The organism is Paenibacillus sp. FSL H8-0175, from assembly GCF_045040615.1.
GTDB lineage: Bacteria > Bacillota > Bacilli > Paenibacillales > Paenibacillaceae > Paenibacillus_AQ > Paenibacillus_AQ odorifer.
In genome coordinates, this window is sequence record NZ_CP150299.1 from 3619713 (window position 1) to 3644939 (window position 25227).

General features: G+C 41.2%; 20 protein-coding genes. 17 read left to right on the forward strand and 3 right to left on the reverse strand.

Going from position 1 to position 25227, the window contains the following annotated elements; translation table 11 throughout:
* Positions 1 to 136: 136 nt before the first annotated feature.
* From ppsA to MHH46_RS16105, 3 genes are all read left to right on the forward strand, one after another.
* A complete protein-coding gene (gene ppsA, locus MHH46_RS16095) occupies positions 137 to 2752 on the forward strand; it encodes a phosphoenolpyruvate synthase (protein WP_076190314.1) in 2616 nt (871 codons plus the stop codon).
* 92 nt (positions 2753 to 2844) lie between these two features.
* Positions 2845 to 3453, forward strand: coding sequence for a TetR/AcrR family transcriptional regulator (locus MHH46_RS16100; RefSeq protein ID WP_076190313.1), 609 nt, complete (start codon positions 2845 to 2847; stop codon positions 3451 to 3453).
* A 172-nt stretch (positions 3454 to 3625) separates the two neighbouring features.
* The gene (locus tag MHH46_RS16105) at positions 3626 to 4954 is read left to right on the forward strand and encodes an amidohydrolase family protein (protein WP_076190312.1); all 1329 of its coding nucleotides are present in this window, start codon (positions 3626 to 3628) and stop codon (positions 4952 to 4954) included.
* Positions 4955 to 5052: 98 nt separating this feature from the next.
* Here the strand turns inward: MHH46_RS16105 and MHH46_RS16110 are convergent, their stop codons facing one another.
* Positions 5053 to 5601: a TetR/AcrR family transcriptional regulator gene (locus MHH46_RS16110; RefSeq protein WP_076190311.1), complete on the reverse strand. Its 549-nt coding sequence runs from the start codon at positions 5599 to 5601 to the stop codon at positions 5053 to 5055.
* Positions 5602 to 5785: 184 nt separating this feature from the next.
* Between MHH46_RS16110 and MHH46_RS16115 the strand changes: the two genes are divergently transcribed.
* From MHH46_RS16115 to MHH46_RS16125, 3 genes are all read left to right on the forward strand, one after another.
* Positions 5786 to 6787, forward strand: coding sequence for an NADP-dependent oxidoreductase (locus MHH46_RS16115; RefSeq protein WP_143762712.1), 1002 nt, complete (start codon positions 5786 to 5788; stop codon positions 6785 to 6787).
* 232 nt (positions 6788 to 7019) lie between these two features.
* Positions 7020 to 7772 carry an SDR family oxidoreductase gene (locus MHH46_RS16120; protein WP_076190309.1) on the forward strand — a complete coding sequence of 251 codons (753 nt, stop codon included), beginning with the start codon at positions 7020 to 7022 and terminating at the stop codon, positions 7770 to 7772.
* Between the two features lie 284 nt (positions 7773 to 8056).
* Positions 8057 to 8629 carry a TetR/AcrR family transcriptional regulator gene (locus tag MHH46_RS16125; RefSeq protein WP_076130488.1) on the forward strand — a complete coding sequence of 191 codons (573 nt, stop codon included), beginning with the start codon at positions 8057 to 8059 and terminating at the stop codon, positions 8627 to 8629.
* A gap of 221 nt (positions 8630 to 8850) precedes the next feature.
* Here the strand turns inward: MHH46_RS16125 and MHH46_RS16130 are convergent, their stop codons facing one another.
* Positions 8851 to 10560, reverse strand: a complete 1710-nt coding sequence (locus tag MHH46_RS16130; RefSeq protein ID WP_076190308.1) for a glycoside hydrolase family 2 protein — start codon at positions 10558 to 10560, stop codon at positions 8851 to 8853.
* 149 nt (positions 10561 to 10709) lie between these two features.
* On the opposite strand from MHH46_RS16130, the gene MHH46_RS16135 reads away from it, so the two are divergent.
* The 4 genes from MHH46_RS16135 to MHH46_RS16150 all read left to right on the forward strand — a co-directional run bounded on the left by MHH46_RS16135 (position 10710) and on the right by MHH46_RS16150 (position 15016).
* Complete coding sequence (locus MHH46_RS16135; protein ID WP_076190307.1) at positions 10710 to 11552, forward strand: helix-turn-helix transcriptional regulator; 843 nt, start codon at positions 10710 to 10712, stop codon at positions 11550 to 11552.
* A 114-nt stretch (positions 11553 to 11666) separates the two neighbouring features.
* Positions 11667 to 12449, forward strand: coding sequence for an ABC transporter ATP-binding protein (locus tag MHH46_RS16140; protein ID WP_076130491.1), 783 nt, complete (start codon positions 11667 to 11669; stop codon positions 12447 to 12449).
* A gap of 296 nt (positions 12450 to 12745) precedes the next feature.
* Positions 12746 to 13429 (forward strand): MarR family winged helix-turn-helix transcriptional regulator, encoded by a 684-nt coding sequence (locus tag MHH46_RS16145; RefSeq protein WP_076190306.1) that lies wholly within the window; start codon positions 12746 to 12748, stop codon positions 13427 to 13429.
* A 234-nt stretch (positions 13430 to 13663) separates the two neighbouring features.
* Positions 13664 to 15016, forward strand: a complete 1353-nt coding sequence (locus MHH46_RS16150) for an MATE family efflux transporter (RefSeq protein WP_076130493.1) — start codon at positions 13664 to 13666, stop codon at positions 15014 to 15016.
* Between the two features lie 129 nt (positions 15017 to 15145).
* On the opposite strand, the gene MHH46_RS16155 is transcribed toward MHH46_RS16150, so the two are convergent.
* On the reverse strand, positions 15146 to 16123 hold the full coding sequence (locus MHH46_RS16155; RefSeq protein WP_076190305.1) for a biotin--[acetyl-CoA-carboxylase] ligase: 978 nt from the start codon (positions 16121 to 16123) through the stop codon (positions 15146 to 15148).
* 247 nt (positions 16124 to 16370) lie between these two features.
* On the opposite strand from MHH46_RS16155, the gene MHH46_RS16160 reads away from it, so the two are divergent.
* From MHH46_RS16160 to treC, 7 genes are all read left to right on the forward strand, one after another.
* Positions 16371 to 16922 carry a biotin transporter BioY gene (locus MHH46_RS16160; protein ID WP_076190304.1) on the forward strand — a complete coding sequence of 184 codons (552 nt, stop codon included), beginning with the start codon at positions 16371 to 16373 and terminating at the stop codon, positions 16920 to 16922.
* Between the two features lie 119 nt (positions 16923 to 17041).
* Positions 17042 to 18475, forward strand: a complete 1434-nt coding sequence (locus MHH46_RS16165) for a helix-turn-helix domain-containing protein (RefSeq protein WP_076184941.1) — start codon at positions 17042 to 17044, stop codon at positions 18473 to 18475.
* Between the two features lie 161 nt (positions 18476 to 18636).
* Complete coding sequence (gene deoD / locus MHH46_RS16170; protein ID WP_076130497.1) at positions 18637 to 19344, forward strand: purine-nucleoside phosphorylase; 708 nt, start codon at positions 18637 to 18639, stop codon at positions 19342 to 19344.
* A 47-nt stretch (positions 19345 to 19391) separates the two neighbouring features.
* Positions 19392 to 20696, forward strand: a complete 1305-nt coding sequence (locus MHH46_RS16175) for a purine/pyrimidine permease (RefSeq protein WP_076190303.1) — start codon at positions 19392 to 19394, stop codon at positions 20694 to 20696.
* A 15-nt stretch (positions 20697 to 20711) separates the two neighbouring features.
* The gene (locus tag MHH46_RS16180) at positions 20712 to 21893 is read left to right on the forward strand and encodes a NupC/NupG family nucleoside CNT transporter (protein ID WP_036677141.1); all 1182 of its coding nucleotides are present in this window, start codon (positions 20712 to 20714) and stop codon (positions 21891 to 21893) included.
* A gap of 20 nt (positions 21894 to 21913) precedes the next feature.
* A complete protein-coding gene (gene deoB / locus MHH46_RS16185) occupies positions 21914 to 23101 on the forward strand; it encodes a phosphopentomutase (RefSeq protein ID WP_076190302.1) in 1188 nt (395 codons plus the stop codon).
* A gap of 386 nt (positions 23102 to 23487) precedes the next feature.
* Positions 23488 to 25191 carry an alpha,alpha-phosphotrehalase gene (gene treC, locus MHH46_RS16190; RefSeq protein ID WP_256717172.1) on the forward strand — a complete coding sequence of 568 codons (1704 nt, stop codon included), beginning with the start codon at positions 23488 to 23490 and terminating at the stop codon, positions 25189 to 25191.
* Positions 25192 to 25227 lie beyond the last annotated feature (36 nt).

Here is a 25227-nt window from a genome sequence, read left to right on the forward strand (position 1 = left end):
AGACACGATGATATAATCAACTCACGACTGAAATTCTATAGTTAGGCATAAAAAATGCATCTTATATATTTATATTATCATGCCGTTAAATTCTTGTCAATTTTTTTCTCAATTTAATAGTTAGGAGCGATAATAAATGCGTTCTTTAGTTCTCGGTTTTCAGGAAGTGGACAATACACAGCTTTTGCTCGTTGGCGGAAAAGGGTTAAATTTAGGGAAACTATCACAAATAGAAGGAATACAAGTACCAGAAGGATTCTGTATTACAACAGTAGGATATCACCAAGCCCTCGAACAGAACCAAACGTATCATGCTTTGTTGGATCAACTAACTATGCTAAAAGTAGAAGATCGGGATCGAATCGGTGAAATCAGTAGGAAGATTCGGCAAATCATTGTGGAAGCAGAAATTCCTTCCGATGTTGTGAAGGCAGTTTCTCACTATCTCACCCAGCTGGGTGATGAACATGCTTATGCAGTGCGTTCTAGTGCGACCGCTGAAGATTTACCACATGCCTCTTTTGCAGGTCAACAAGATACCTATTTAAATATCATCGGCAAAGAAGTAATCCTTCAGCATATCAGCAAATGTTGGGCTTCTCTATTTACGGATCGTGCCGTAATCTACCGTATGCAAAATGGATTTGACCACAGTCAAGTTTATTTATCCGTTATCGTTCAAAGGATGGTTTTTCCACAGGCTTCAGGGATTTTATTTACCGTTGATCCGATTACTTCTAACCGGAAACTGCTATCCATCGATGCCAGTTTTGGACTTGGCGAAGCTCTGGTCTCTGGCTTGGTATCTGCCGATGGTTATAAAGTAAAGCAAGAGAAAATTGTCGATAAGAGAATAGCAACCAAAAAATTGGCTATTTACGGACTAAAAGAAGGCGGAACAGAGACCCGGCAGATCGAAATCGATCAGCAAGAGACTCAAACACTTACTGAACAACAAATTTTACAATTAGCAAGGATAGGCAGACAGATTGAAGCTTATTTTGGTTGCCCACAAGATATCGAATGGTGTTTGACCGAGGATACATTTTATATCGTCCAGAGTCGGCCAATCACGACTTTATTCCCCATCCCAGAAGCGAATGATCAAGAAAACCACGTTTATGTATCTGTTGGTCATCAACAAATGATGACAGATCCCATGAAACCGCTGGGATTGGCCTTTTACCTGTTAACGACTCCTGCACCTATGCGTACAGCTGGCGGAAGATTGTTTGTTGATGTCACACCAAGTCTTGCTTCATCTGGCAGCAGAGAAATGATCATAGAAGCCTTAGGTAAATCTGATCCCCTCATAAAAGACGCACTCATAACCATCGTAGAGCGAGAAGATTTTATAAAATTCTCGGCAGATAATGAAAAAGCTTCTACTCCGAGTAAAAGCAATACAAGCCTGCCACCTAGTGATTCTCAAGTACAACTCGAAAATGATCCGACAATCGTTTCTGACCTCATTAAGAGCAACCAAGCCTCGATAGAAGAGTTGCAACAAATCATTCAAACCAAATCAGGGGCGGAGTTGTTTGATTTTATTCTGGAAGATATGCAGCAATTAAAGAAGATTCTATTCAACCCACAAAGTATGCGTGTGATTATGGCGGCTATGGATGCTTCAGCGTGGATCAATGAAAAAATAAATGAGTGGTTGGGTGAAAAAAACGCAGCGGATACGCTTTCTCAATCTGTACAAGGCAATATAACTTCAGAAATGGGTCTGGCGCTACTCAATCTCGCTGATGTGATTCGGCCTTATCCGGAAGTCATTGATTACTTACAGCAGGTTAAAGATGAAAATTTCTTAAATGAACTGGTTAGCTTTGAGGGTGGGCAGGAAACCCAAGACGCTTTCTATGACTATCTCAGTAAATACGGAATGCGATGTACCGGAGAAATCGATCTTACAAGAACTCGTTGGAGCGAAAAGCCAACTACACTTGTCCCCATGATTCTCAGTAATATCAAAAACTTTAAACCTAATGCTGGCCATCGGAAATTTGAGCAAGGTCGACAGGAAGCTTTGAAAAAAGAACAAGAGCTATTAGATCGATTGAAGCAATTACCCGATGGTGAACAAAAAGCGAATGAAACAAAACGAATGATTGATCTCATCCGGAATTTCAGCGGGTTTAGAGAATACCCAAAATACGGCATGGTTAATCGCTATTTCGTTTATAAACAAGCTTTACTGAAAGAAGCTGAACAACTAATACAATCGGGAGTTATTCCTGAAAAAGAAGATATATACTATCTCACTTTTGGAGAACTATGCGAAGTTGTAAGCACAAATAAATTGGATTACCAGATCATCAGCAAACGCAAAGAAGAGTACAAATTATTTGAAAAACTAACTCCACCACGTGTTATTACGTCTGAAGGTGAAATCATTGCGGGTAAGTATAAACGAGAAAACCTCCCAACTGAAGCTATTGTAGGTTTAGCGGTTTCTGCCGGTGTTATAGAGGGACGTGCGCGTGTCATCTTAAACATGGAGGATGCTGATCTAGAAAACGGAGATATATTAGTTACCTTATTTACTGACCCTAGCTGGACTCCATTGTTTGTATCTGTAAAAGGCCTAGTTACTGAAGTTGGTGGACTCATGACCCATGGGGCAGTTATTGCGCGTGAATATGGCTTGCCAGCAGTTGTCGGCGTGGAGAATGCTACCAAATTGATAAAAGACGGGCAACGAATTCGTGTGCATGGAACAGAAGGCTATATCGAGATATTGTAATGGCTGATTCACGAATGTGGTTTGACAAATTCAAGCTTTTGAATTATTTTTAATAGTGAATTATCAGTTCATTATTAAAAGTGAGGGGCAATATGCAGTCTAAAAAAGATGAAGTGAAACAGGAAATTGAATCCGCCGCTTTAAAGGTATTTTTCCAAAAAGGCTTCTCTGATGCCAAAATGAATGATATTGCCGATGAAATTCAAATTTCTGTTGGAAATATTTATACTTATTTTAAAAATAAAAAAGAGTTGTTCTATTCGGTTGTTCCGCCGTCTTTAGTGGACTATTTGAAGAATATGTTAGTGGAAAATATTCGCATCGATAACCAGACTTTTTTTGATGATGTTAATAATGAGAAAAAATCAGCTATCGTTCAAGAGCAAATAACTATATTAACCAAGTACAGCAGGCAGATTGTTATTATTTTTGAAAAGAATAAAGGGACCGTATATAGCAATGCCAAAAACGAGCTGATCGATCTGATGATCGAAACTAAAAGGCCCTATATTAAGGATCATTATAAAAGATACGAAATCGGAACCGAAGAAAATATGATTCTGCTGAAGATCATCGCGAACAATGTCATCAATATGATTCTGGATTTATTAAAGCACGAGATGAGCGCCGATAGCCGGAAACGGATTTTTGAGGCATTAAGCTTATACTGGCTGGCTGGACTAAAAAGCTTAAACGAATAACGTAAATGCGCCGAATTTAGGTGTGGGATGAAACTGGCTCACAACGCTGCAATGAGGGACAACTAAGTGGATATGCACATTAAGCATCTACGAGGGTCCCTATTTTTTTAATTCAATAATGAATATTTAATTCACTATTGAAAGGTGTAATCATGAAACGGGGGAAGCTACGATGAAGATAGGTTATGCGTTTAAGGACTGCAATGTTATATATGGAGATGCAATAAAAGGCACAGATACCCATATGACTATTTTGATTCAGGAAAACGGATTGATTCAAGAGATCGGGAAAGCAAGCGCTGTAACTGTCCCGACCCATTACCAAACGATCGATTGTTCGGGGAAATATGTGATGCCCGGTCTCATCAACGCGCATGTTCATCTTTTTGCCGATGGGAAGCCATTTACGCTATCTGCCAGTGAAGGGCTGCTGAATTTTGCGTTTCATCATATTTTGGATACGAGACTGGGCAGAAACGTGTTGAAGAAATGGATGAAAAAAAATGCCCTAACCGCACTGCATTCCGGAGTAACAACGATGCGTAGCGTAGGTGAATTTTTTTATACTGATGTTCTTTTGAGGGATGAGATTAAGGCAAATCAATTTATTGGACCTAATCTTTTGGTGTCCGGGTATTTCCTGAGCGTAACGGATGGCCACGGTGCACCTTATTTGGCTTTGGTCGGTGATTCACCATGGGAAGGGAGAAGAAATGTAAGAATCAATGTAAAAAACGGAGTGGACCTAATCAAAATATGTGTAACTGGCGGGGTTACCGATGCCAAAAGGGTCGGAGAAGCAGGCCGCTTGCAAATGACGGAAGAAGAGGTGGCTGCGATTTGCGAGGAAGCTCACAAAATTGGGATGCGTGTGGCGGCACATGCAGAAAGTACCGAAGGTGTAAGAGTTGCGTTAAAGGGTGGGGTGGATACTATTGAACACGGCGCGGAGATGGATGAGGAAATGATCAGGCTGTACAAAAATAATCCCAGAGCCTTAAAGGGCTACACCGCTGTGATCCCTACTTTACAAGCAGCTTATCCCAGTGCGAAATTAGATCCGAGCCTGACAAAGTTGAATACAACCATTAAGGAAAATGCCCGGCTTGTGTATGACTCAATGTTAAAAGGGCTACAGCAGGCTATAGAACATGATATCAAAATTGGTGTGGGCACGGATGCCGCTATGTCTTATGTAACCCACTATGATCTTTGGCGTGAGCTTGATCATTTCATGCGACAAACAAAGCTGAACGCAAGTCAGGTTATTGAACTAGTAACCAAATCAAATGCAGAGATTTTGGGAATCGATCACCTGACAGGTTCTATAGATGTTGGCAAATATGCGGATTTAATCATGATGGAGCAAAACCCATTGGAGAACATAAAAGCTTTGTCTGATGTAGCTATGGTTATGGTCAGAGGGAATTTAATACAAACACCCTCTGTGAACAGAATTCAAGCAGTGGACGAGCTGCTGGATACGGTTTGGAGTATTTAGGAGTGAGATAAATGATCGTAGAAGCTAAGCATATTTCAGCAATTCATGAACTCTACGAATTAGAATTTGTAGCCGTAAGATACCCTAAAACTTTGAATTCAAAGACCCTTATTAATTAAACTCCAGATGCGTTCAAACCTGTCTTGGTAGTCAGGTAAATTCCAGGATTCTTTGAAGGATGGGAGGCTAAATACTGCAAACGCAGAGAGAATCGCCTCAGCCCGTTCCAAGTGAGGATCGTGATAGTCCATGAGGCCGTCAATGATTTGGTAGGAATCCCAGAGAACATCGCGTAATACCAGTGGATTGCTATCCACGTATTGAGTATTCAAGGCAAACATCTTGGGATTCTCGTTATAAGCGCGTTTTTTTGCGTTAACAAATGCCCATAGCCAATCGTGAAGCAATTCTTGCGGTTTAGTTAAATTAGTCATATCTAATTTAATTTGTTCTGAAATCATCCGGTTGAACCAGCTCTTAGATACGGCTGCCCAGAGCTCTTGCTTATTTTTAAAGTGCTTATAGAGCGCTGCATGGGTGATACTTAATTCATCCGCAATTTGTGAGAGTGTCACTTCGGATTTTTCCGTGCGTTTAATTAATGCCTCCGCTGTTTCAATAATGAGCTCTTGAGTGATTTTAGCCACCGTACTGCTAACCCTTCTTTCTTCAATAAATTCCCTTTTATCGTTAATGCACTTGCGAGTATTCTAACATATAAAATATTCAGTAACAATTGTTGATTTTTGTAACTTATTGTTTTATGCTTGTTGTGTAAGTTACAAAACCAAATAAATGTTACTTTTTTTAACGCATAGGAGGTCATTAATTATGAAAGCAGCACAGATCACCAAATATTCAAAAAAGTTCATAGTAAAAGTGAACGATATTCCAATCCCAGAAATAAGTGATAACGAAGTCTTGGTTCAGGTGAAAGCAGCAGCAGTTAATCATTTGGAATTGCTTATTGGTACCGGAAGTGTAAAGCTGATTCAGGATTATGAATTCCCATTAGTACTTGGTAACGAGCTGACGGGTGTTATTGAAAAAGTGGGTAAGAAGGTGCAAGGTTTCAAAGTTGGCGATGCAATTTATTCACGTCTGCCACTACAAAAAATCGGTGCCTTTGCGGAATACGCGGCAATTAATGCAGATGCCATCGGGTACCTACCTGCCAATCTGAATTTTGTGACTGGTGCTGCTGCGCCATTAACAGGATTAACAGCTTATCAAGGATTAAATGAAGAATTAAATGCTAAAGCTGGCGAAAGCGTGTTTATCCCTGGAGGGTCTGGTTCGTTTGGCCAAATGGCCATTCCTATCGCCAAAAGCATGGGGCTCAAGGTCATTATCAGTGGAAATCCAGAAGCACGTGAACGGACAATGGCCGCTGGTGCAGACCAATATATTGATTATACGACTACGAACTATTGGGAACAGCTTAGTGATGTTGATTATGTGATAGATACCTTGGGACCCAGCGAATTTGATCATGAGCTTTCAATTATTAAAGCAGGAGGCCGCCTTCTTTCTCTGCGGACCGGTCCTAACAAACGTTTTGCAGAAGATTTGGGCTTCTCTGGCTGGAAACAAAAGCTCTTCACCATCGCCGGGGCTAAGTATGATCATAAAGCGAAGAAAAAGAAGATTCAATATCATTTCATTTTTGTTCGCAGTGATGGCGAACAATTAAAGAAAATTACGAAGATTATTGAAGATAATGGGATTGTACCAGCAGTGGACCCTACAGAATTCCATATAGAAGATATTAACGAAGCACTGAATTTTGTTGCTGAAGGTCATCCTAAAGGGAAAGTTATTATCAGATTTTAAGGAGGGGGCTCAATTGTTGTCAAAAAATTCTTTACTGATCATTCTAGAATTGATATACTGATGCAAATTAGATTTAATAGTGTAGTTTTTTTACCTCAACTAGAATGATCGTTCTTGAATATTTTGAAGAAATTTATTAAGGGAGGGATGAATGAGATACAAGTTTAATCGTGAACAAAACTCTATTGAAATGTTGTTAAATGATCAAAAAACTTAAAAGGGAGAGAATAATATGAAATATACAGTGATTACAGGAGCAAGCTCAGGAATTGGGTATGAAACAGCATTAGCTTTTGCTGCACGCGGTAAAAATTTAATTTTGGTAGCTAGAAGATTAGATAAATTAGAAGAACTTAAATCAACAATTCAGAATATTGATCCTAGTGTAGATGTTATTGTTCGTTCAAGTGATCTGTCTGTTACAGAGCAGGCTTACACACTGTATAACACTTTGAAGGAATACCAAATAGAAACCTGGATTAATAATGCAGGACTTGGTGAAGCTTCTTTTGTGGTAGAACAGAATTTAGATAAAGTTGAAATTATGTTACGTGTTAACATCGAATCCTTGACGATCCTTTCTACACTATTTGTGCGAGATTATGCTGATGTAGAAGGAACTCAGTTAATTAACGTATCCTCCGCACTCGGATATGCCATTGCTGTTGGGAGCGTTGCTTATTCTGCATCTAAATATTATGTTAGTGCCTTCACCGAAGGGCTTGCAAAGGAACTAGAGCTTAAAGGCGCGAAATTAAAAGCAAAGGTTTTAGCACCAGCAATAACTGAAACGGAATTTGTGAAGAAATCTATAGATGCTGAAGAATTTGATTACAAAGCAAACATGCCTAAATACCACACTGCCAAACAAATGGCGAGTTTCATGGTAGAGCTTTATGATAGCAATGATATGATAGGAATTGTTGACCAGAACTATGACTTCAATCTGAGAGATCAAATCTATCCAATTATATCTGAGTTTTAAATCGAATTAGATATTAGTCACTAAAATGATCGTTGAAGAAACTGGAGCAAAAAGAACTGGCTTCCCTATTCTTAAACGTGGGGTACAACTTTTTTGCATACGCTGGAAAAAGATTGGAATCTGGATTGTTTATAAGCAGACAAAGTAAGAATTCTTCGGTAAGCATCAGTTAAGTTATCATGTTATGAATAAAATCAAGCATCTTGCTTGATTTTATTTACGTTTTATATATTAGTTTGCGGATCGTTTACTTAAATGTATAATGATTGCTTGAGGTGATTACAATGGCAAGAAGCAAAGAATTTGAAATTAATGAAGTACTAGATAAAGCGATAAAACTATTTTGGATGCAAGGTTACGAGAAAACTTCAATGCAAGATTTGGTAGACTGTATGGGAATTCACAGAAGAAGTATCTATGATACATTTGGTGATAAGCACGCCTTATATTTGACGGCACTCCAACGGTACGAATCTACTCAAAACAAAAAAATGAGATTCTTGGTTGAGAAACAAGAACCCGTAAAGGAGATCATTCGACAATTTCTAGAATCTTCGATGAGGAGCGAAGGAGAACCTCAAGGATGTTTCATAGTTAATTCGGGTGTGGAGTTGGGAGTACTGGATCCGGAGGTTGCATCCTTTGTTGAGAATAGCTATTCAAAAACGGAGAAGTTGTTATATGACCTCGTTCAGACTGGCCAGCAAAGAGGTGAACTTAGAATTTCACTGGAGCCCGAGGCTATTTCCCATTATTTAATGAATGCCTGGTTAGGACTACGTACAATGGTAAAAACGGCAACGGACCATGGGAAATTAACAAGTATTATTCATACCATACTGATCACTCTAGATTAAAACTCCTTTATCTATCTGCAGTGTAAGAGGACAAGCACTTGTATCGAATGCCGAAAATAGACAATCAACTTACTGCTACCCGAGTACGCGAAGAATAGAACCGACTTAATACGCCCAGCTTAACTATATAAATATCGCGTCCGACACCAGCTGTAAGGAACTAAGAATGCAGACACTAAAAAAAACCATGTTGACGATGGGCTTCTTAGTCAATGTGGATATTAATCTGTCCAAGATCGATAGATACGGCGCACTTCACGGAAGGATTGTTTAGGTTTGCGGTATTCATTAACCAGACCCTTGTTGTTGAAGCCGCGGGCACGGTCGCGAAAGTTCTTGCTGCTGCTCTTCAGATCGCCGCGGATGTCTGCAAACTGCCAGATGTAAGTCCCGCCAATTTTCGAATCATTTTTGAAGATCGCCAGTGCTTCAGTTACAATATCTGCCTGATAATCCTCGCTGAACAATCTCTGCTCCCAGCCCACATCCCCAAATAGTCCAGCACCACCGAATTCGGTCATGAGCACTACCTTGTCACCGGCTCCCATCTGCTCCGCACGCACATGGAACTGTTCCAGCATGTCTTTAAAGCTGGCTGTATCGCCTTCGTACCAACCAAAATATTTATTAATACCGATAACATCGAATAAAGGAAGTAGAATATCTTCGAGTGGATGCATCGTAGCGTAGGTGACAAGCCTAGTACTGTCGAGTTTCTTCACCAATCCGACTAGAGCTTGTGTGAAAGCATATGCTTCTTGCGTCCGGGTATCAATCTCATTATGAACGGACCAAAAGATCACACTTGGGTGATGCATATGCAAGCTGATCATTTCTTCAATCATAGTCAGTGCACGCTCCTGGAAGAGCGGCTCACTTACTGTTTCGTTCGGCAGAAAGGCTCCCCATATCGGAATTTCGCTCCAGTATACAATCCCTTGCTCATCGAGTAGATCAAGCCAATATGGGCTTTGGGGATAATGAGAACCCCGGACGGAATTGCAACCTAACTCCAAAATGATACTGAGCTCCTTGTGCATCAGCTTCGGAGGGAAGGCGAAACCCCACTCAGGATGCTCTTCATGTCTATTCACCCCCTTAAGATAAACGGGTGAACCGTTAATTAGAATCCGATGATCCTTTGTTTCAATATAGCGAAAACCGATCCGTTCAATCTTGTCGTCTTCCTCTGTCCGCAGTTGAAAGGTATACAGTTCTGGAAGACCTACGTTCCACAAACGTACTTCAGGCATAAGCAACTTGAACGTATGACTGAGGGTCTGGCCAGTTTCAATCTGTACTTCTTCCGAGTGCAATTCATGTCCGCTTTCGGAGAATGTGATCTTTGTAGTGTGCTGCTCCTTAAAGAAGGAATGGAGCCTCACCTGAACAGTGACATCGGCATCTGGTCCATGCAGTTCATAATCAATCTTCAGTTGTTCGATGTAAAGTTCAGGCAAATATTGCAGCTCCACCGACCGTATGATTCCCCCATAATGAAACCAATCCACCTGCTCCGTAGGAATCGTAAGTCGGTCCAAGGTGCTGTCCGTCCGGACGATAATCTCATGTTCTCCTGCCCCTAAGGAAGGAACAATAAATTCAAAAGGTGTAAATCCTCCATAGTGATACCCAAGGTGCTGCCCGTCCAAATAGACATCGGCGTGGCCCAGCACGGCATGAAAGATGAGTCTGACATGCTGCGAATTCACAATCTGTATTTTTTTACGATACCAACCGACACCTTCATAATCGTACATTCCCAGTTCATTATTCCAGCACGAGGGCACATAAAGAGACTGCCAAGAATGTGGAAATCGCTCAAACCATTTTTCTTGAACACCCGTATTTAACGGATCCTTCATGAAATCCCAAGGCCCATCCAACAGCGCAGTTCTCCGAATTTGATACTCGCTAAAAGTCCTTAACAAGTGTGTTCCTCCTTTTTTTCCTGTAATGTATTGTGAATTTCAGACATCTTGATAATATGGATAGTAACATTTGGAGTTTAAGCATTGAATAGAAAAAAACGTTACCGTCTTGTTTAAATCGCTCTTTTAGCAGCAGGAGGGGATATTAATTGGAAGAAAATGATTACAAGCTGAATGACCTCACAGTGCATATCCATTTTGTACTCGACAAAGCTACTTATCCCGGCTGGGAGGACATCCGTAACATGGTAAATGTGCACAGCTTGTACTGGATTCATGAAGGTAAAGGGGTTTTCCTGACCAATGTTGAGCACAAAGTAGAGGCTGGAATGCTAATCTATTTAAAACCAGGCCTTAAACTGTCCATGCGCTCGCAGATGGATGCTCCACTTCGCATAACGATGCTGCTCTTCGATTGTGCAGAGCTTAGTTATGATGCGGTATGGAAGGAAGTCAAGCCAATCGTAAAACTGAGACTTCCCTTCTTAAGCCAATATAACCAACAGCAGGCTGAGGAAATTAGCCAGCTGGTCTGGGGGATTCACCAGGACTGGCTACCCGGACTAACCGATGGCATAGCTGTATCCCGGGCTAAAATGCAGATCCTGCTGCATAAGCTGCACCAGACCGTACAACCGGACTGGAATCTGATGGAGTCTGGAGCTTTTGCCGCCTTCGAACTGATCAAGAAAACACTCGAGAACGACTATAAGGATCATCACCGGATCGAGAAATTAGCGGAGAAATACGGCATTTCGCCATCTTACTTGCGGAAGATGTTTCTGAAATTTACGGGGATGGGGCCGAAGGAATACCATATGCACTTACAGAACCAGCAAGCTTGTCGTTATCTGGTTTTTACCGATTATCCAGTTAAGGAAATCGCCAAATTATGCGGGTACTACGAAGAATATCATTTCAGTAAGATTTTTAAACAGCTTAACGGGATCCCTCCGACAGTATACCGAAACAAACAGAGAATCAAAGATTAATTGTCCGTAGAACCGCTGGTAAAAAAATCTTGAGGTTATGTTTTTTTTACGGGAAGGACTGTACCATGATAATATTGAACTCATTGAAGCATGTTTAAGGAGGGAAAATTGCGCATGATTATATCACTCAAAAATGTATCATGGCAACGTGATACGACAATGATCTTACGCGATATGAATTGGGAAGTGAAGCAAGGACAACACTGGTGTATCGTCGGTTTGAACGGTTCAGGAAAAACGACGATGCTAAATGTAGTGAACGGCTATATCTGGCCGACAACAGGACAAGTCGAGGTGCTGGACCATCGCTTCGGCGATGTGGACTTGAGAGAGCTACGCAAACGAATCGGTTGGGTAAGCACCTCCTTGCAGCAGAAGCTGTACGGCCATCAGACTGCCCTGAACATCGTCCTAAGCGGAAAATTTGCGACCATTGGTCTGTATGATAAGACGAATGAAGAGGATCAAAAGCAAGCCGAGGAGTTAATGGAGTTTCTAGACTGCTCTTCTTTGGCTGGTCGTACATATGATACCTTGTCGCAAGGACAGCGTCAGAAAGTCCTCATTGCACGCGCACTAATGGCCAATCCAGATCTACTAATCCTTGATGAGCCGTGCACGGGACTAGATATTTTTGCACGTGAACAGCTGCTGCAGATGATCGAGAAGATAACAAAGCAACCTGGTGGACCAACCTTGCTGTATGTAACCCATCATATCGAGGAGATAACACCATGCTTCACGCACACGCTGCTGGTAAAGAACGGTGAAATCTACAAAGGTGACGAGACAGTAAACTGCTTGCAGTCAGATGTTTTGAGTGATTTCTTCGATACCCCCGTTGAAGTACAGGAACATCATAACCGCAAGTGGCTTACACTTGCCGGTGATAAGTAGAATATCAAGGCACATCGAATAGGCGAGCAAACCGCTCTGAAGTGGTTTGAAGGATTGCTTGCAGATATAAAAAATGAAAACTAATCACAATATAATTTTAAAATAACCCGCGCAATGCGCGGGTTTTGTATTTGTTTGCAAGCTTATAAGCCACGTCCATAAACAGTCAAACAACATATTAACGGTACCTGTAAAAAAACATTTTGACATATCTAACAGGTACCGTTATAATACAAATCAACAGGTACCGTTATAAAGTTAAACAGGTACCGTAAAAACTTAATGGAGGATTCATTATGGACATGAATACTGAATTGTACGAAAAACTCGCGAAACTGCAATGGCTGTTGCAAAGGCAACACTTGAAGTCTCATGCCGCGGTTGGTCCTATGGCCGACGCATCACGTGGGCAAGGGAGGATATTAGCGTTTCTTCGGATGAAAGACGGTATCAGCACCAAAGACTTATCCTATATGTTGGACATCCGTGTATCATCCCTCAATGAATTGCTTGGTAAACTGGAGAAAGCAGAATACATCACCCGTAAACCCTCAGAAACAGACAAACGTATCATGTTGATTTACCTAACGCAAAAAGGACAAGAGGAAGAGAAACAAGAGATAGACAGCGGCAACATATTTTCTCGCTTATCGCCAGAAGAGCAGATAGCTTTCGGGGATTACCTAACTCGCGTCATTACAGCTTTGGAGGAAGAACTTGGATCGGACGGAGAACGTGATTTGATGGCTATGTGGATGGAAGCTGCCAAGGCGCGTATGGGAACAGAGGAATTTGAAAAAATGATGGCTATGCGCGGACAAATGCACAGAATGTGGGGAAATTCTAGGGACGAACGCTTTAGCGGAAGGTTCCCTGGATTTAGCGGAGAAGGGCGTGGTGACATGCGCGGATTCGGCTGGCCTTCCAGCGATGACAGTAATTCGTCACCTGACAAGTCACATGGCCCAGACGATAAGTAATTAAAGTCTTTTAGCAAACAGTAGCTGAGGCGCTGCCTTTCCACCAGAGAAAGATGAACGGCAAAGGCAGCGTAATGTGAAACTGAAGAATAGTCAAATTTCGTACGCCAAATCTGAAAACTCGTCGTTAGGGTACAGGTTTGCTTGTTGCTGCGTCACGGATCATATTGGACCGATAGTTAGAATTCTAAGTAATTTCAAAAAACAAAATAAAGAAAGATAGTGGTGAACCTTATGGATGCAGAAAACCTCCATTACTTTGAAAAAGCACCTGTCGCAAAAGCCGTAGCTCACTTCGCAGTACCGATGATGCTAGGCATGTCGATGAGTGTCATATACTCCATTTTGAATGCCTATTTCCTTGGTACACTGGGCAATACTGCGATGTTAACCGCACTCGCACTAACTTTACCGTTATTCGCCGCCATTATGGCGCTAGGTAACTTGATTGGTATCGGTAGCAGTGCATTCATCTCCCGTTTGCTGGGAGAGAAAAAATATGATGATGTAAAGCATGTGTCTTCATTCGCCTTTTACAGCAGTTTAGCTCTCGGTCTTATTTTGATGGCTGCCGGCATCCCGTTGATCGATTCTATCGTTCATGGCTTGGGAGCGACGCCTGACTCCTTCGGGTTCACGAAGGACTATGTCACGATTATGCTTATTGGTTCACCTTTCGTCGTTCTATTCTTCACGCTGGAGAATATCGTGCGCTCGGAGGGGGCAGCGATCACTTCGATGATCGGCATGCTTCTCAGTGTTGTTGTGAATATTATTCTCGATGCGCTAGTCATTTTCGTCTTCCATTGGGACGTGATCGGGGTTGCATCTGCTACAGTCATTTCTAACTTGGTTGCAAGTGCATTCTACGCCTTCCACATGGGATATAAGAGCCAATTCTTAACCATCTCTGTAAAATGGTTCAAAGCTTCCAAAGACATTCTCAGCAATGTATTTAAAATTGGAGTACCCGTTTTTGTTATGAGTCTCTTCATGGGTGCAATGTCACTTATCTTTAACCGTTTTCTGGTTGAATATGGGGAGCAGGCCATTGCGGCCTTCGGAATTTCATCACGATTATTACAATTTCCAGAGGTTATTCTGATGGGCTTATGTGAGGGAGTCGTGCCGCTGATTGCCTTCTCTTTTACAGCCAATAAATTACGCATGAAGCATACCATTACATTCACAATCAAAGTGACTGTGGCATTAGCAGCCGTGTTCGGCATTATTGTATATCTGATTTCCGACCACTTAATCGGTTTATTTACGAATGACCCGCAATTAATTGAACTGGGCAGCTATATTCTTCATGTAACGTTCTTATCCCTGTTCATTTCAGGAACGACCGCGTTGTTTACGGGGATCTTCCAAGCGACAGCACAAGGAACCGCCGCCTTTATTATGTCAATTATTCAAGGTGTTACTCTGATTCCAGTATTGTATATCGCTAATCGAATGAACGGTTTCCACGGAGTAGTCTGGTCGCTCGTCATTTCAGATGCTGTTGCGTTCCTTGTGGGTGCCATCATGCTGTATGTTCTGCGGAACAAATTGCAGCCTGATTTAGATACTTTAGTACAGTAGAATCCTAAGCTTTAAGTTGATATTTTAAGTTCATCTAAAAAAACCTTGGATCAGCAAGGTTTTTTTGGCTCGTATGATGAAGCAGCCTGCCATGAGGCAGCACTAGCTGCTTTGGAGGCGAAGCTCCAGTTAAATTTTAATACTGACTTCTCCACTTGAAAGATATTCCTCGTCACCATTCTCATATCTGACTTTCAGATGGCAATCGTCATCGATATCAATGGCTGTTGCTTTACGTTGTTCATTATCCTTTATCACGGTCACAGGTTCGCCAAGTGAAATTAACCTTTTTTTGTATTCGGAAAGAAACAATCTGTCCGTTAAATGTTCATAATATCTCATGAAATGGTTTAGTACTTCTGCAACGAGACGGTTGCGGAGATCACCATAAGGATTGTTTTCGGAAATTACAGTTGTCGCAATCTCGGTAAGATCATTGGGAAAGCCTTCGGAAGGGAGGACTACATTGATACCGATGCCGAGGACAGCATAATCAAGCCAGCCGTTTTCCAGTGACACGGATGCTTCGGTAAGGATCCCGCATACTTTTTTACCTTCCATAAAAACGTCATTTACCCATTTAATCTGCGTTTCTTTACCGGATACGCTCTCGATAGAAAGGGCTACAGCTACTGCGGCGCAAGTGGTCAATAAAGCTGAGTCTGTTGCGGACAGCTTGGGACGCAGCAGGATGCTCATATAGATACCCGTTCCAGGTGGAGAAAAAAATTTCCGACCCATTCGCCCGCGACCAGCTGTTTGTTCTTCCGAAAGAATCACTTTACCTTCAGCTTCTCCATTTGAGGCAAGGTTTTTTACGGCTTCATTCGTGGAAGATATGGTCTTAAAGACTTCAACACGTAACTTTTGCCCCTGAGTATCTAGGTACTTTGAAATTGCACTGGCTGATAAGATATCCGTTTGTGGTGACATGGAATATCCTTTATTGGTTACAGCTTGTATGGAATAACCGTCTGTCTGTAAAGATTTTATGGCTTTCCAGACCGCGCTGCGCGTCACGGATAACTGAACGGCTATTTCCTCGCCGGAAAAATATTCACCCTTATTACTGTCGAGCAAGGCAAGAATATGTTCTTTTACTGTCATGAACTTAAACCTCCAAAAGTATAACTCTCCGACCAAAACCCATTGAATAGATTAACATCCAACGATTGCGACTGAATACTCTAATTCTATATAACAATAGGAAAAACTCAAGCATGGTATTTTATTCTATTGTAAACCATATATTAATTTATGGTTTACAATAAAGAATATCTCCATTATAATTCAGCTTACTGGACGTATTTACTAACCAGAATACAATCATTGATATCCAATGGAGGTCATTTTTTTGAAGACAAAAGAACTAATTTATGCTGCATTATTCGCAGCACTTATCGCGGTGTTGGGGATGATACCGCCCATCCCCCTCGGCTTCATCCCCGTTCCGATCACTGCCCAGACGCTTGGCGTCATGTTGGCTGGATGTTTTCTGGGGAAACGGATGGGCGCCCTCAGTCTCATTATTTTCATCATACTAGTAGCCATTGGGCTGCCTGTACTGACTGGCGGTCGCGGCGGAATCGCGGTGTTAGTTGGACCTTCTGCAGGATACATATTTAGTTTTCCAATCGCGGCCGGCCTTATTGGCTGGTATTCCGAAAAAATCTGGCCGAAGGTTCGAACTTGGAAGCTGGTAGCTATCAACATAATCTTCGGTGTATTACTAGTGAGTCTGATTGGTGCCCCTGTCATGGCATTGATAACCAATACTTCGATCTGGGCTGGTCTTGTCGGATCGTTGGCCTTTCTTCCGGGAGACATCATCAAAGCCGTTATTGCAGCCGTCATAACGATGCAGTTGAAAGCAATAAGCCCTATAGAAGAAAAAACACAAATATAATATGATGTGAAACTCGGGTAAATAAAACCCGGGTTTTTTTATTGAAAAATAATAGGGTTATGGTTGCGAATTTGTTTATACTATAAAAATTAAAACGAAATTGAAGTGGGTGTGGAAAAATGGATAAGGGATTTAATTTAGCTAGTCAACTATTAACGCTGCTTGATACAGAATATAGATGGTTTACCTTAGCGGAAATCGAAAAAAGTTTAGGGATCTCTGATAAGACCATCCGGAAGATGGTGGAGGAAATCAGCAAGCAATTACCATCTACTGTAACCATTGAGGTTTCTAGAGGAAAGGGAATAGTTCTTCAACGTGATGGGCGAAGTACGATTAGTGAAGTGATTTCTTCTATGTTCAGACAAACCATCTTTTATCGGCTGATGGATTTTTTGTTTACGAATGTGGGTCGACTGTCAGTGGAAGAGCTCTCCGAAGCCATGTTTATGAGTACCTCGTCTTTGAAGAAATTGATTGTGCAATTAAATAATGATGATCTAAAAGCTTATAAGCTACGCATTAGTTTTTCTACCCCCATGATCAAAGGGAATGAAATGAATATTCGATATTTTTATTGGAAGTTATATTGTGATGCGTATGAGTTTACAGGCTGGCCCTTTGCGAATGTTGATTTTGCTTATATTAATCAGTTAATCACAAATATAGAAAATGAGAATAACATTGTATATTTTATCAATTCCAAAAGGAGATTATCGTTTTTGTTGGCCATTGTTATAGAAAGAGTGGCTAAAGGAAAATGTGTGAAAATCGACGAAAATGCTTACCCTTGGGAAAAGGGGATGTTTTATTTCCCAGTGAAAACTATTGCAAAACGTCTTGAGGACAAGCTGTCCCTTGAATTTCCAAACAGTGAAATATTCTTTATGCAATCCATGGTTAGTCTCAGCCAATATCATTATTATGAAGGGTCAGAGATCACTCCGATGAAAGAAGTCGAATTACACAAGGATAAAGAAGAATATCAAATGGGGAATCTACTTCTAATGTTATTAGCAAAGGTATACCCGAACTTAGATATGCAAGAACGGTTTATTTTGGAGATTTACGGTTTCTTTGACAAGCTATTAATCGAAAATGCCATTCCTGAATGGATGATGATTTCAACAAGTCATTTAACAACATATGTTCAAAAGGAATGCCAACAGATTTATCAAGAATTGCAAACCTGTATGCAAACGTGGAATAAAACTTACCCTTCCGTTTTGTTTAATCATTTTCATTTAACAAAGCTAACCTTAATTGTCCGCTCGAGTTTACGTTATAAAAGTAAGAGGGCCTTTTTAGTGATCGGGGAAGAATTTTCAATTCGTCATTACATAGCAGATTTGATAAAGAAGGAGATTGGGGATCAGTTGATCCTTAATACTTCCATAATGAAAGGCTTGACCGACGAGATCATGCAGCAAAATAATATCGATCTTGTCATTAGTAATATCCCGGTTGCATTAACGACAGTGCCTGTTGTTATTATTTCCACGATCCCCTCTAAAAGAGATTTAGACAACATTCGTAAAGAACTGCTTTTATAATTTGACCAATTATTTTCCGTAAGCTCCGTAAGTTTTTGGTCTAGTTTGTAATGTTAAAAAACCTTATGATCAATCTAGTTTCGAAACTGATTTTACTTGAAGGCAAGTGGAAAGCGATTTCGGTAAACCTCAGTTTACTATTAAAAGTTGGAGGAAGAACTATGAGTAGGCATTTAGGTGCAAATAAGGGAGAAATAGCAGAGCTCGTTTTGCTCCCAGGAGATCCTTTACGTGCAAAGTTTGTGGCAGAACACTTTTTAGAGGAGGCTTATTGTTATAACGAAGTAAGAGGGATGTATGGATACACTGGATTATACAAGGGTGTGCCTGTGTCGGTTCAGGGGACAGGGATGGGAAATCCATCGATGAGTATCTATGCAACAGAATTGATCGTCGATTATGAAGTTAAGAAATTGATTCGCATTGGTACATGTGGCGCGATGCAGGAAGATATCAATATCCGCGATATTATATTAGCCCAAGCAGTATCTTCAGACAGTAATATGACGGAAAAGATCTTTCATGGCTGTAATTTTGCACCAACGGCAGATTTCTCATTGCTAATGAAAGCATATCAACAAGCACAAGCTAAAAATGCAAAGGTGTTTGTTGGTAACATCTATAATTCTGATGAATTCTATCGTGAAAATTTAGATCGGCTTCATAAGTTCATGGATTTCGGTGTATTAGCTGTAGAAATGGAAAGTACCGCCCTATACACTTTAGCCGCTAAATATGGTGTAAAAGCGTTATCGATTTTGACCGTCGGCAGTCAATTGTTAAGACAGGAGCACCTAACTCATAAAGAAAGTGAACAATCCTTTTATGAAATGGTCGAAGTAGCTCTTAACACAGTCGTTGAAGGCTGATTTATTGATAAGAGTGCAGTGTTGTTAGAAAAGAGAGTGAGAAAGAAATGAAGGTAATACTGTCAGGATTGCAGTGGATGATTTTTATGATCGCTGGTGCAATTGCAGCACCCATTGCTATCGCAGATTTATATAACTTAACACCCATAGAGACTTCTGGACTCATTCAGAGCACCATGATTACTTTAGCAATAGCTGGATTTTTACAAGGCCTGATGGGTCATAAATTCCCTATTCATGAAGGTCCAGCAGGGTTATGGTGGAGCATTTTTACCATTTACGCGAGTTTAGTGGGGGGACTCTATTCCTCTAACAACGGCGCTTTACAGGCTTTAAGTGGAGCGATGATCATTAGCGGAGTGTTGTTTATCCTAATTTCAGCATTTAAGCTAATGGATAAAATCGCTCGTCTTTTTACTCCAACCATCACCTTTATTTATTTACTTTTATTGATCTTTCAATTAAGCGGATCTTTTATGAAAGGGATGATGGGGATTACCATAGCCCACACCATGTTAGATGTTAAAGTATTCATCCTTAGTGTGATCGTGGTCTGCATTACCTTTTGGTTAGGCAACAGCCGCTTTGTATTACTAAGCCAGTTTTCAATAATTCTCAGTATAGTGATAGGCTGCCTATTATTTATAATCTGCGGTAGTATGCCGGCGGTTTCTCGTGCGGATACTCTATTTAAGCTGCCGGAAATATTCCCATTTGGAACACCCCGATTCGATGCCGGGACAATTACTACTGCATTTTTACTAACCCTATTATTAATAACCAATGCAGTGGCATCCATCCGTTTGATGGAGACCGTTATGAAACCAAAGCAAGGGGATCATCGTCGTTATTTGCGCGCCGGGTTTACTTCTGGAATTACGCATCTTATTAGTGGTGGTTTAGGAGCGGTCGGCTCAGTCCCTATTTCGGGAGCGGCGGGATATGTTGAGCAAACAGGGATGAGGGAGCGCAAATCATTTTTAATAGGCTGCAGCTTAGTGATCTCAATATCCTTGTTTCCGCCTATGACGAATTTCATATCTGCCATTCCAGCTCCCATAGGCTATTCTGTTACCTTCGTCATTTTTGTGAAGATGGTCGGACTAGCGCTAAAGGAATTGAAAAAGGTTATTCATGAAGAGCGAACATTTATTGTCAGTGGGCTTTCCCTTTTAGTGGGTGTAGGTTTAATGTTTATTCCTGCATCAGCTACGGCCCATTTATCTCCGATCGTGATAGCCATTTTAAATAATGGATTAATATGCGGAAGCCTGTTAGCGATTATTTTGGAACAAGGGTTAATGTGGAAAGATGCATTTCGATATGAGGATTCCAAGAAAATTAACCGATAATTTGGAGGGCTAAAAATGCATTATCTAATTTCTATTGCTGGTCTGGTTATTGTTCTATTACTGGCATGGCTAGGAAGTAACAATAAGAAAAAGATTAAATATCGTCCAATCATTGTAATGATTGCTATTCAGATAGGTTTGGGATTAATTATCCTAAAAACGAGCATTGGAGAATTTTTGATTAAAGGGTTTGCTGATAGTTTTGCAAAATTACTTGGATACGCCAATGAAGGTACTGACTTTGTGTTTGGCGGCATTGCAAATGAAGGGGCGCATACATTTTTCCTTTATGTTTTGATGCCCATTGTTTTTATGTCAGCATTGATAGGGATTTTGCAACATTACAAAATACTGCCATTCATTATAAAGTATATTGGTTTGGTGCTAAGTAAAATAAATGGCATGGGTAAATTGGAATCTTATAATGCAGTTGCAGCCGCAATTGTCGGACAAAATGAAGTATTTATTTCGGTGAAAAACCAGCTTGGACTATTGCCAAAACATCGCTTGTATACATTATGTGCGTCTGCAATGTCTACGGTATCCATGTCAATCGTTGGTTCCTATATGACGATGCTAGAACCTCGGTATGTAGTAGCTGCATTGATATTAAACCTATTTGGCGGATTTATCATTTCATCCATCATTAATCCGTATGAAGTTACACCTGAAGAAGATATTGTTGAAGTTCAGGTAGAAGAAAAACAAACGTTTTTTGAAATGCTGGGCGAATATATTATGGATGGCTTTAAAGTAGCCATAGTAGTTGGGGTAATGTTAGTTGGTTTTGTAGGAATCATTGCTTTAATTAACGGAGTCTTCAGTGGCATATTCGGAATCTCGTTCCAAGGAGTGTTAGGCTACGTCTTTGCACCCATCGCCTTTCTTATCGGTGTGCCATGGCATGAAGCTGTTGAGGCCGGTAGTATTATGGCGACAAAGCTTGTTGCGAATGAATTCGTTGCTATGCTTGACTTTGTTAAGATTCAAGAAGGTTTAAGTGGCCGTACTACAGCCATTGTCTCCGTTTTTCTAATCTCATTTGCTAACTTTGGGTCGATTGGTACCATTGTGGGTGCAGTGAAGGGATTGAATGAAAAGCAAGGGAATATCGTCGCACGATTTGGATTAAAGCTGTTATTTGGCGCCACACTTGTAAGCGTTTTATCAGCTTTGATTATCGGTATCATATTCTAGTTGATGCAAGGAGTATTAACATGAAACAAACACCCCGGTTTAAGCGGATTTTCGTCATCGTTATGGATTCTGTAGGCATTGGTGAAGCTCCAGATGCTGACAAGTTTGGGGATGCAGGATCACATACATTACGGCATATTGCAGAAAAAATGAATGGGCTACATGTTCCTGCGTTATCCAAGCTAGGGTTAAGTCATATTGACCCAATACCCGGAGTTCCCAACGTAGAGCACCCTTTAGCTTATTGGACCAAAATGCAGGAAGCTTCTAATGGAAAGGATACGATGACAGGTCACTGGGAGATCATGGGCCTACGAATTGATGTTCCTTTCAAAGTGTTTCCTGAAGGGTTTCCTTATGAATTAATTAATGAATTAGAAGAAAGAACAGGACGAAAGGTGATTGGGAATAAACCCGCTAGTGGTACAGCTATTCTCGATGAGCTTGGACAAGAGCATATGAACACAGGTGCACTCATTGTCTATACTTCTGCAGATTCCGTGATTCAGATTGCGGCTCATGAAGAGGTTATTCCTTTGGAAGAACTGTATCAAATCTGTGAGATTGCCAGAGAGATTACTTTACGTGAGGAGTACATGCTAGGAAGAGTGATTGCTAGACCATTCCTCGGGCAGCCCGGAAATTACAAAAGAACATCGAACCGTCATGATTATGCCTTGAAGCCGTATGGAAGAACCGTGATGAATGAGCTCAAGGATGCCGGGTTCGATGTACTAGCGATTGGCAAGATCTCAGATATATACGATGGGGAAGGTGTCACCAAGTCTTTCAGAACAGTGTCTAACATGGATGGCATGGATAAACTCATGGAGACCCTTCATACTGATTTTACAGGACTTAGTTTCTTGAATCTTGTCGATTTTGATGCACTTTATGGCCATCGTAGAGATCCGATCGGGTATGGGAAAGCGCTAGAAGAATTTGATGATCGATTACATGAAGTTCTAGCGGAGCTATGTGAAGATGATCTTCTTATAATTACGGCAGACCATGGGAATGATCCCATTCATGCGGGCACGGATCACACCCGTGAATATGTTCCTTTACTCCTCTACAGTAAGAGTTTCAATCGACAAGGGGAGCTGCCTATATCGAGGACTTTTTCGGATATTGGAGCAACAGTTGCTGATAACTTTGTTGTGACCATGCCCCAATTTGGTAAGAGCCTCCTACAGGAGCTTAAATAAACTATAATTTGAATAGACACTTTGAATAGAAACAGGATACCTAACTTGTATTAGTAAAAGGTATCCTGTTTGTTTTTTTATCTACATATCTTTGTATCTAAAAAGCTGCCGAGAAAGCGGCTTTTTTTGTTATTACGGATCAAATACTAGGGTAATAATCAATTATTAAAGGGGTTAATTTTAGAGCCACCTGTCGTTAACCCTTTTTTCGATGAATCGCATTCTAATACAACGTTATAAATAATCTAGTTTCTACTCATGCCACTCCTTCGATAGTAATAGTATTGACAACCTGTATATACAGGTTTAAACTGTGTGAAGTGTTTGAACTTGTATATACAGGTTTAATGGTTGAAATAAAGGAATTCTTTTTGGAGGTGTTCAACTTGAGTCAGTCCCAGTATTCGGAATGGTGGCGCCGCTCCACGGTGTATCAGGTGTACCCGAAAAGCTTTAAGGACACTACAGGCAACGGAACAGGAGATATTAAAGGACTTATTGAGAAATTAGATTATTTGCAGAAGCTTGGAATCGATATTGTTTGGTTACAGCCGGTTTATGTTTCGCCGCAACATGATAACGGTTACGATGTAGCAGATTATGAAAATATCAACCCGGATTTCGGTACGATGGAGGATTTTGACGAGCTAATACAGGAACTGCATAGACGCGAAATGAAGCTAATGATCGATATCGTGGTTAACCATACCTCGACTGAACATGAGTGGTTCAAACAGTCCATTTCAAGCAGGAACAACCCTTTCCGTGATTACTATATCTGGAAGGACCCGGCTCCGGACGGCGGCTTACCCAACAACTGGCAGTCGAAGTTCGGTGGGCCTGCCTGGCAGTTCGACGAAGCGTCGGGACAATATTATCTTACTCTCTTCGATAAAACCCAAGCGGATCTGAACTGGGAGAATGAGAAGGTACGTAGAGCAGTGAATGATATGATGTTATTCTGGGCTAAAAAGGGTGTCGACGGCTTCCGCATGGATGTAATTAATTTAATCTCCAAAGATCAGCGCTTCCCTAACGATGACGGGAGTGTTCCACCGGGGGATGGACGTAAATTCTATACTGACGGTCCACAGGTCCATGCATACATCAAAGTAATGTATGAAGAGGTGTTTGGTCCGTTTGAGATGGTGACTGTAGGAGAGATGTCCTCAACTACACTGGAGCATTGTATCCGGTACTCAAGTCCTGAAGAGCGGGAATTTTCCATGACCTTCAATTTTCATCATTTAAAAGTCGACTATCCGAATGGACAGAAGTGGGAACTGATGCCTTATGATTTCGAGGCAATGAAACGGTTGTTCGCGCAATGGCAGACCGGAATGCAGAAAGGCGGAGGCTGGAACGCACTATTTTTTAACAATCATGATCAACCGCGTGCTCTTTCCAGATTCACTGATGATAAGGTCTACCGTGTGGAAAGCGCCAAGCTGCTCGCGACAACTCTGCATGGCCTTCAGGGAACACCTTATGTATATCAAGGGGAAGAAATCGGTATGCCGAATCCGGTATGGAAAAGCATCGATGAGTTCCGCGACATTGAGTCACTAAATATGTACCGCATTCTGTGTGAACAGGGGAAAAGCCCGGAAGTTGCCCTCAGCATTCTACAGGAGCGTTCGCGGGACAATTCACGTACGCCGATGCAGTGGGATGACAGCCGGAATGCCGGATTTACCACTGGTACTCCATGGTTGAAGGTAGATGAGCGGTATCCAGACATCAATGTGCAGAAGGAACTGGAAAACCCTGATTCCATCTTCCACCATTACCGCAAACTAATTGCACTTCGCAAGGAGTATGGAGTATTCATAGAAGGTATTTTCAAGAGACTCGATGAAGGTCATCCTGAAGTCTTCGCTTACGCCAGAACAGGAGATGGAGAGACACTTGTTTTGGTCTCGAACTTCAGCAATAAAGAAATCTCTTTCCGCTTTAAAGACAATCACTGGACTGAATTGTCGCCAAGTGGTAAGGACGAGCTTCTGATTGGGAATACAGCAGATGCACCATCATTAACACAAGAGCTTCAGCTTAGTCCTTATGCTTCCTACATGTGGTTAGTCCGCTAACGAGGTGTACTTGAGAAGGAGCACACATCAATTTTG

What these genes read in the sequence shown, in the direction of transcription:
- deoD (WP_076130497.1), top strand. Translation starts at nt 18,637, where the DNA reads ATGAGTAGGCATTTAGGTGCAAATAAGGGAGAAATAGCAGAGCTCGTT.
- MHH46_RS16145 (WP_076190306.1), top strand. Translation starts at nt 12,746, where the DNA reads ATGGACATGAATACTGAATTGTACGAAAAACTCGCGAAACTGCAATGG.
- MHH46_RS16120 (WP_076190309.1), top strand. Translation starts at nt 7,020, where the DNA reads ATGAAATATACAGTGATTACAGGAGCAAGCTCAGGAATTGGGTATGAA.
- MHH46_RS16100 (WP_076190313.1), top strand. Translation starts at nt 2,845, where the DNA reads ATGCAGTCTAAAAAAGATGAAGTGAAACAGGAAATTGAATCCGCCGCT.
- MHH46_RS16115 (WP_143762712.1), top strand. Translation starts at nt 5,786, where the DNA reads ATGAAAGCAGCACAGATCACCAAATATTCAAAAAAGTTCATAGTAAAA.
- MHH46_RS16150 (WP_076130493.1), top strand. Translation starts at nt 13,664, where the DNA reads ATGGATGCAGAAAACCTCCATTACTTTGAAAAAGCACCTGTCGCAAAA.
- MHH46_RS16175 (WP_076190303.1), top strand. Translation starts at nt 19,392, where the DNA reads ATGAAGGTAATACTGTCAGGATTGCAGTGGATGATTTTTATGATCGCT.
- MHH46_RS16140 (WP_076130491.1), top strand. Translation starts at nt 11,667, where the DNA reads ATGATTATATCACTCAAAAATGTATCATGGCAACGTGATACGACAATG.
- MHH46_RS16155 (WP_076190305.1), bottom strand. Translation starts at nt 16,123, where the DNA reads ATGACAGTAAAAGAACATATTCTTGCCTTGCTCGACAGTAATAAGGGT.
- MHH46_RS16125 (WP_076130488.1), top strand. Translation starts at nt 8,057, where the DNA reads ATGGCAAGAAGCAAAGAATTTGAAATTAATGAAGTACTAGATAAAGCG.
- ppsA (WP_076190314.1), top strand. Translation starts at nt 137, where the DNA reads ATGCGTTCTTTAGTTCTCGGTTTTCAGGAAGTGGACAATACACAGCTT.
- MHH46_RS16165 (WP_076184941.1), top strand. Translation starts at nt 17,042, where the DNA reads ATGGATAAGGGATTTAATTTAGCTAGTCAACTATTAACGCTGCTTGAT.
- MHH46_RS16105 (WP_076190312.1), top strand. Translation starts at nt 3,626, where the DNA reads ATGAAGATAGGTTATGCGTTTAAGGACTGCAATGTTATATATGGAGAT.
- deoB (WP_076190302.1), top strand. Translation starts at nt 21,914, where the DNA reads ATGAAACAAACACCCCGGTTTAAGCGGATTTTCGTCATCGTTATGGAT.
- MHH46_RS16180 (WP_036677141.1), top strand. Translation starts at nt 20,712, where the DNA reads ATGCATTATCTAATTTCTATTGCTGGTCTGGTTATTGTTCTATTACTG.